The following is an 8,036-nucleotide window of genomic DNA, read 5'->3' as shown; positions in this document are numbered from 1 at the left end:
GACATAGACAGTATTCATGCGGCTTATGGTATCAAGAGCCTCTGCAAGCGGCATATACCCGGAGTGGTCTCCCTGATTGGTTCCAAGCCCAAAACAGATCACAAGTGGTTTCTGAGCTTGCCTTGCACACTGAAGCAGATAGCGAAGTGCCAGCATGATGTCCGTTTCCTGATAGGCGACGGCTGACTCACGGATCAGGAAAAAATCCCGCAGATTCTCTTTGGCAGGTTTCAGTTTTACTGCCACAATTTCAGATTTGGGTGCCGCACCGGAAAAATCCTGCAAAGGAAGAGCTGTTCCGGCTGCTACACTGGCAAGAAAGCTCCCATGACCATTTTCATCCACACTTGGCACAGTTTCCAGCGGATCCTCCAGATTTAACGCAGCATTCAGATTTTCGTTTGTATACTCCGATCCGTAGAAAAATCCATCCGGAGCTGTTCCACTTTGGATTGTCTGATCCCACAGGCGATAAATCCTGCTTCTTCCGTCAGATGTACGAAATGCCGGATGCGTAAAATCAATTCCCGTATCCAGAAAACCAATCAGAACCCCTTCCCCCTGATAGCCAAGAAGCGGCTGTGTCTGCACTTTTAGGATTCCGGAACTTTCCAGTGCAGAAGTATCCATCAGGGTATAAAGTTTTGGAATATTGGAATATCCGATCACATTCAGAATATTATCCGGAAGAAACTGCCGGTTAATGTGAATGATACCGTATCCTGGAACAGCCGCCTGTGCCCCGAATCGGAAAAATGCCTCTTCAAAATCAGTATCGGAACCGGTAATGGGGACAATCAGATCAAAATAATCCTCCGACAGAATCTTTTCTGTAGTGGAAACAGGCATAAAGATTCCTCTTTCCATCGTCATTTCCATTATCTTATGAGTGAAAAGCAACATATAGTATAGTAATGAAAAAACGGTGGACACTTATGGATCAGGTCAGACGAAAAACCAATGCCACATCTGCATATCAAAGACATCTCACAGGAAAAGGCGTTACGGTAGCCTTTTTAGATACCGGTATCAGCATGCATCCGGATCTGCAGGGCAGGATCCTTGCTTTCCGTGATTTTCAGAACGGGAAAAAATATCCGTACGACGACAGTGGGCACGGCACACATGTGGCAGGGATCTGCTGCGGGAGCGGACAGCTTTCCAGAGGCCAGTATGCCGGAATGGCACCGGGAGCCGGGATTGTAAGTGCAAAGGTACTTGACTACCATGGGAACGGCATGCGGGAACAGGTGTTATCCAGTGTGTCCTGGATTTTGAAAAACAAAAACCGCTATCATATAAAAATTTTAAATGTTTCCGTCGGTGCGGTGAATAGCCTGGAGGAAAAGAATGCCGTACTGGCAGAATGTATGGAATATGCCTGGGATGCCGGACTTGTGGTGGTGGTTGCTGCCGGTAATATGGGGCCACACGCCGGCAGTATAACAGTTCCAGGAACCAACAAGAAAGTGATCACAGTCGGAGCCTTTGATGACTGCATTTTTCCGGGCGGCTGCTATTCCGGGAGAGGACCGACACAGGAATGTATCTGCAAACCGGAGATCACGGCTCCCGGATCAAACATCCGATCCTGCAGCAGCACCTGGTATCTGGACGGCAGAAAATACTGTATCAAAAGCGGTACCTCCATGGCAGCACCCGTTGTCTCCGGTGCGATCGCCCTGCTTCTGGAAAAAGAACCACATCTTACAAACGTGGAAGTGAAAATGCGTCTTAAAAATTGTGCCAGAAATCTGAATCTGTCGAAATATCAGCAGGGATGGGGCATGATTGATGTAAATTTACTCTTGACATAAATAGTATAATTGTATACAATTATGCAAAAAGGGCAAAACGCCGAATCTACAAATCAAGGAAGGTAATATAAATGGAAAACAGAAAAGTAAAATTTGATTCGCACACAAACCTGTTACAGCTTGAGGAGCATATGTACCCGCTGGTTGATGTCAAGACACCGAATGTGTTCCACAATCTGTTCCCATACGAAGAAGTTCCAAAGATCGCATTCAATGACCGTATTGTTCCGCATCATATGCCGGACGAGATCTGGATCACAGATACTACCTTCCGCGACGGACAGCAGTCACGTGCACCGTACACAACCGAACAGATCGTACGTATCTATGATTATATGCATCGGCTTGGAGGTCCGAAAGGAAAGATCCGTCAGTGCGAATTTTTCCTGTACAGCAAAAAAGACCGGGATGCTGTTTACAAATGTCTGGAGCAGGGTTATGAATTTCCTGAGATCACAAGCTGGATCCGTGCCAGCAAAAAGGATTTCGAACTGGTCCGTGATATGGGACTGAAAGAAACCGGTATTCTGGTAAGCTGCTCTGACTATCATATTTTTTATAAGATGAGAATGACACGAAAAGAAGCCATGGAGCATTACCTGAGTGTTGTCCGTGAATGTCTGGAGATCGGTGTCAGCCCGAGATGCCATCTGGAGGATATCACAAGAGCAGATATCTACGGTTATGTCATTCCGTTCTGTCTGGAGCTGATGAAACTGTCCAAAGAATATCAGATCCCGATCAAAGTCCGCTGCTGCGATACCATGGGTTATGGTGTCAATTATGCCGGTGCTGTGATCCCGCGTTCCGTACAGGGTATCATTTACGGTCTGATGGTCCATGCCGGTGTTCCTTCTGAAATGATCGAATGGCATGGTCACAACGATTTCTACAAGGCTGTCAGCAATTCCACAACGGCATGGCTCTACGGTGCGAGCGGAGTCAACTGTTCTCTGTTCGGTATCGGAGAACGTACCGGAAATACTCCGCTGGAGGCAATGGTGTTTGAATATGCACAGCTTCGCGGTACCCTCGACGGCATGGACACCACCGTCATCACAGAGATGGCAGATTATTATGAAAAAGAGATCGGTTATCATATTCCATCCCGTACACCGTTTGTCGGAAGCAACTTTAATGTAACAAGAGCCGGCATCCATGCGGACGGACTTCTGAAAAACGAAGAGATTTACAACATTTTTAATACTCAGAAATTCCTGAACCGCCCGGCCATGGTGGCTGTATCCAATACATCCGGGCTTGCCGGAATTGCACACTGGATCAACAGTTATTACCGCCTGCCGGATGAGAAAAAACTGACAAAGGATATGCCTCTTGTGTCTATGGTAAAAGAATGGGTGGACAAACAGTACGAAGAGGGCCGTGTCACCGTGATCACCGATAACGAACTGGTAAAAGTAATCGATGAAAGTTGCAAAAAGCTTTCCATTGCGTTAGTATAAGAGGTAGCGTATTTTGAGCAGTTATGAATTGGTTTATCAAAAACTTCGTGAAAACATTTTAAACGGTCATTATAAACATGGCGATGAACTGCGGGAAACTGCAGTCGGAAAAGAGATCGGTGTTTCCAGAACACCGGTCAGAGAGGCACTTCGTCAGCTGGAACTGGAAGGTCTGGTAACGATCATCCCCAATCGCGGTGCTTTCGTCAACGGAATCTCCGAACAGGATGTACAGGATATTTACCTGATCCGTGCAAGGCTGGAGGGGCTTTGTGCCAGGATGGCGGCAGAGCGGATCGATGAATCCACACTGGAAGAAATGGAAGAGACCATGATGCTGACTGCATTTCATGAAGAGCAGGGACATTACGATCAGCTCTTTAAACTGGACAGCCGTTTTCACAGTCTGCTCTACGAAGCATGCAAAAGTAAGATTCTGGAACATGAACTGAAGATCTTCCATCAGTATGTACAGCAGGTGCGCAAAAACGCCCTGAAAAAAGAAGCAAGGGCAGAACAGTCCACAAAAGAACATATGGCTGTTATGGAAGCCATCAAAGCCCACAATGCCGATGAAGCAGACCGCCTGGCAACCAGACATATATTAAATTCAATCAAAAACCATCATTATACCAAAATCGAAAAACTTCTGGAAGAACAGCCCGGAGGCGACGTTTCTTCCGATGAGGAATAAAATCAGCTTTCTGATAAGTCAAAGGAGGACATCATGGACAAAATCAAAATGACAACACCACTGGTTGAAATGGACGGAGACGAGATGACCCGTATCCTCTGGAAAATGATCAAGGATGAGCTTCTGATCCCGTATATCGACCTGAAAACCGAATACTATGATTTGGGACTGGAGCACAGAAATGAGACGAACGACCAGGTTACCATTGACAGTGCACTGGCAAACAAAAAATACGGCGTGGCTGTAAAATGTGCAACGATCACTCCAAACGCAGCCCGCATGACGGAATACAATCTGAAAGAAATGTGGAAGAGTCCGAACGGTACGATCCGTGCGATCATGGACGGAACGGTTTTCCGTACACCGATCGTTGTAAAGGGCATCGAACCATGCGTACGCAACTGGAAAAAGCCAATCACACTGGCAAGACATGCTTATGGTGACGTTTACAAAGCTTCTGAGATCAAAGTACCTTGTGCCGGAAAAGCAGAACTGGTCTTTACCGCAGAGGATGGTACCGAGACAAGAGAACTGATCCATGAATTTGACGGTCCTGGTGTTCTGCAGGGCATGCACAATACAGAGAAATCCATCCGCAGTTTTGCAAAGAGCTGCTTCAACTATGCACTGGATACCAAACAGGACCTCTGGTTTGCTACCAAAGATACGATTTCCAAAAAATACGATCACACCTTCAAGGATATTTTCCAGGAAACCTACGAAAAAGAGTATAAAGAACGTTTTGCAGAGGCAGGTATTACTTATTTCTATACTCTGATCGATGACGCAGTTGCCCGTGTCATGAAAGCAGAAGGCGGATTTATCTGGGCATGCAAAAACTATGACGGTGATGTTATGAGCGACATGGTTTCTTCTGCCTTTGGTTCACTGGCGATGATGACTTCCGTACTGGTATCACCGGACGGCAATTTCGAGTACGAAGCAGCTCACGGAACGGTTCAGCGTCACTATTATAAATACCTGAAAGGCGAAGAAACATCCACGAACTCCGTGGCAACGATCTTTGCATGGACCGGGGCACTCCGCAAACGCGGTGAACTGGATAAGATTCCGCAGCTTGGCGTATTTGCAGACAAACTGGAAAAAGCAACCCTTACCACGATTGAAAGCGGAAAGATGACAAAAGACCTGGCACTGATCACCAGCATTGAAAATCCTACCGTTCTGAACAGCGAAGGATTTATCAAGGCAGTACGTGAAGAGCTGGATAAGAATCTGTAAAAGAACGTGTAAAAAGTACATAACGCATTTTTATATTTCTATAAAAAAGCACCGGGGAAGAAAGTACCTTTCATTCTCCGATGCTTTTTGTTTTATTCTGCCAGTTCTTCCCAGTGTTCGTAGAGCTGTTCCAGTTCTTCATTGATCGCTGTTTTTTCTTTATTTAATTCCACGCATTTTGCCACGTTTGTAAACACTTCTTCCTGCATCATCAGCTCATCGATCTCTTTATCACGGACTTCCAGCACATGGATGCGGTCCTCCGTTTTCTTCAGTTCATTCTGACGTTTGCGGATGCGTGCCTGCTCTTCTTTCTGCTGCTGCCAGGTCAGTTTTCCGGCAGTTTCCGCAGAAGAGGATGGAAGAGAAGCAGTTTCTTCTTCTGTGGCAGACGGCACATAGATTTTGGTGAGCTCATCTTTCTTTTCCAGATAATAATCATAATTTCCGATATAATTGACCAGCGTATTTCCGGTCAGCTCCAGGATCCTGGTTGCCGTCTGGTTGATAAAGTATCGGTCATGCGATACATAGAAAACTGTTCCGGTATAGCGGTTCAGTGCCTGCTCCAGGATCTCTTTTGATAAAATATCAAGGTGGTTGGTCGGCTCGTCCAGTATCAGGAAGTTGGCTTCCGACAACATCAGTTTGGCAAGAGAAACGCGGCCCCGCTCGCCACCGCTCAGATCAGAGATCCGTTTGAAAACATCATCTCCGGTAAATAAAAAGGCTGCCAGCACATTGCGGATTTCCGTGTTAGTCAGTGTCGGATAATCATCGGAAATCTCTTCAAACAGCGTCTTTTCCATATGAAGGACATGATGTTCCTGATCATAATAACCGATACACACCTTGCTTCCAAGCGTAAAACTTCCGGCATCTGCAGCCAAAAGCTCATTGATGATCTTTAAGATCGTAGTCTTTCCGGTTCCATTATTACCGATCAGTGCCACACGTTCGCCTCGTTTGATCTCAAAATCCAGATCCGTAAAGAGCGTGTGGTCTCCAAATGATTTTGCAAGACCTTCGACACGCAGCACATCATTTCCACTTGGAAATCTCGGTTCCAGAGAAAGCTTTAATTCCTGCACTTCCGTATCCGGGCGATCCAGGACTTCCATTTTCTCCAGCATTTTCTCACGGCTTTCCGCACGTTTGATTGATTTTTCACGGTTAAAGGACTTCAGTTTGTCTATGACTTCCTGCTGATGTTTGATCTCACGCTGCTGGTTCATCCATGCTTTTAACTGGGAATCACGCAGCTGGGCTTTTTTCTCAGAATAAGCAGAATAATTGCCAAGAAACGTGGTCGCCTTCGCATGGTCGATTTCAATAACCTTGCTTACGACACGGTTTAAGAAATAACGGTCATGGGCTACGATGATCACGGCACCGCTGTAATTGATCAGAAAATTTTCCAGCCATGCGATCGACTGCATATCGAGGTGGTTGGTCGGCTCGTCAAGCAGGATCAGATCCGGCTTTGCGAGCAGAAGCTTGCCAAGGGCAACCCTTGTTTTCTGTCCGCCGGAGAGGGTATCGACCTGCTTGGAAAATTCATCTTCCGTAAATCCAAGCCCTTTTAACACACCGACGATCTCACTTTTGCAGGCATAGCCGTTTTTCTGTTCAAATTCCGTGTTCAGACGATTATAAAGCTCCAGCGTCTGTTCCAGCTCCCCGCCGCTCTGGGATTTCATCTGAAGTTCCAGCGTGCGGATATGACGCTCCAGCTCAAAAATATCCTGCTTTACCTCCAGAAGCTCTTCGTAGATCGTGTTTCCGGAAGATACCGCTTCGTGCTGGGCAAGATAACCGATCGTGCGGTCTTTTGCCAGGATCACTTCTCCGGAATCTGCCGGGATCTGCTTCATGATGATCTTGAGCAGTGTAGATTTTCCGGCACCGTTGATGCCGACAATGGCTGCTTTTTCTTTTTCTTCTATATGAAATGAGGCATCTTTCAAGATCACATTTGTGCCAAATGCCTTATTGATATTCTGACAGGCTAAAATCATAAATTCCTCCAAGTGTATATATTTTACAAAAATAATTTGTGTCTGCGAAGACCCTGACTCGTATTATCATAGCATATTTCTGCTTTTTGCACCAGCAGATTTCAAAAAATGCTCTGGACGAACCGCATATTTTGCGGTATGATTAAAGACAGCGTATATTTGCGTGACAGACAGATGCGGAATTTAGGAGGAATAAAAAGCATGAGAAAAGTAGTAAAATTTGGTGGAAGTTCTCTTGCAAGTGCAGAACAGTTTAAAAAAGTAGGAGATATCATCCGTGCTGATAAAGGAAGAAAATATGTTGTTCCGTCTGCTCCGGGCAAACGGTTTGATGGAGATATCAAGGTAACGGATATGCTTTATGCATGCTACGCAAAAGCAGAGAAAAAAGAAGACATCACAGCTTCAATTGCTGCGATCCGTGAAAGATACATGGAGATCATAAACGGTCTCGGACTTTCCCTGTCTCTGGATGATCAGTTTGAAGTGATCTCCGAAAACTTTAAAAAACTGGCAGGTTCCAATTATGCTGCTTCCAGAGGAGAATACTTAAACGGTATCATCATGGCAAATTACCTGGGATATGAATTTATCGATGCAGCTGAAGTGATCGTTTTCCATGAAGACGGCACATTTGATGCAGAAACAACCAATGAAAAGCTTTCTGCACGCCTGGCAGAATGTGACAATGCAGTCATTCCTGGATTTTATGGTGCAACCGCAGAAGGAAAGGTAACAACCTTCTCCAGAGGCGGATCCGATATCACAGGTTCTCTGATCGCAAAAGCAGTCCATGCTGATC

6 protein-coding genes and 1 pseudogene are annotated in these 8,036 nt (G+C 45.7%); 5 read left to right on the top strand and 2 right to left on the bottom strand.

Annotated features, from left to right (window positions below; all coding sequences use genetic code 11):
- A partial coding sequence (locus tag ACLTL4_RS10530) for a S8 family serine peptidase (protein WP_412320510.1) occupies nt 1-867 on the bottom strand: 867 nt, incomplete at its 3' end.
- Nucleotides 868-935: 68 nt separating this feature from the next.
- Here ACLTL4_RS10530 and ACLTL4_RS10525 point away from each other — a divergent pair.
- The 4 genes from ACLTL4_RS10525 to ACLTL4_RS10510 all read left to right on the top strand — a co-directional run bounded on the left by ACLTL4_RS10525 (nt 936) and on the right by ACLTL4_RS10510 (nt 5,216).
- Complete coding sequence (locus ACLTL4_RS10525) at nt 936-1,817, top strand: S8 family peptidase (RefSeq protein ID WP_412291094.1); 882 nt, start codon at nt 936-938, stop codon at nt 1,815-1,817.
- Between the two features lie 71 nt (nt 1,818-1,888).
- The gene (locus tag ACLTL4_RS10520) at nt 1,889-3,280 is read left to right on the top strand and encodes an hMGL-like protein (protein ID WP_022118806.1); all 1,392 of its coding nucleotides are present in this window, start codon (nt 1,889-1,891) and stop codon (nt 3,278-3,280) included.
- Between the two features lie 13 nt (nt 3,281-3,293).
- Nucleotides 3,294-3,974, top strand: coding sequence for a GntR family transcriptional regulator (locus ACLTL4_RS10515; protein ID WP_022118807.1), 681 nt, complete (start codon nt 3,294-3,296; stop codon nt 3,972-3,974).
- A gap of 33 nt (nt 3,975-4,007) precedes the next feature.
- The gene (locus ACLTL4_RS10510) at nt 4,008-5,216 is read left to right on the top strand and encodes an NADP-dependent isocitrate dehydrogenase (protein WP_412291093.1); all 1,209 of its coding nucleotides are present in this window, start codon (nt 4,008-4,010) and stop codon (nt 5,214-5,216) included.
- Between the two features lie 92 nt (nt 5,217-5,308).
- Here ACLTL4_RS10510 and abc-f read toward each other — a convergent pair whose 3' ends face one another.
- Nucleotides 5,309-7,234: a ribosomal protection-like ABC-F family protein gene (abc-f, locus tag ACLTL4_RS10505; RefSeq protein ID WP_412291092.1), complete on the bottom strand. Its 1,926-nt coding sequence runs from the start codon at nt 7,232-7,234 to the stop codon at nt 5,309-5,311.
- 201 nt (nt 7,235-7,435) lie between these two features.
- Here abc-f and ACLTL4_RS10500 point away from each other — a divergent pair.
- A pseudogene (locus tag ACLTL4_RS10500) lies at nt 7,436-8,036 on the top strand (aspartate kinase); the annotation flags it as partial.

It is taken from the genome of Hominisplanchenecus sp. (assembly GCF_046967715.1).
In the GTDB taxonomy this organism is placed as follows: domain Bacteria; phylum Bacillota; class Clostridia; order Lachnospirales; family Lachnospiraceae; genus Hominisplanchenecus; species Hominisplanchenecus faecis.
The sequence above is the reverse complement of the archived record's forward strand: the minus strand, read 5'-3'. Positions and strand labels throughout refer to the sequence as shown.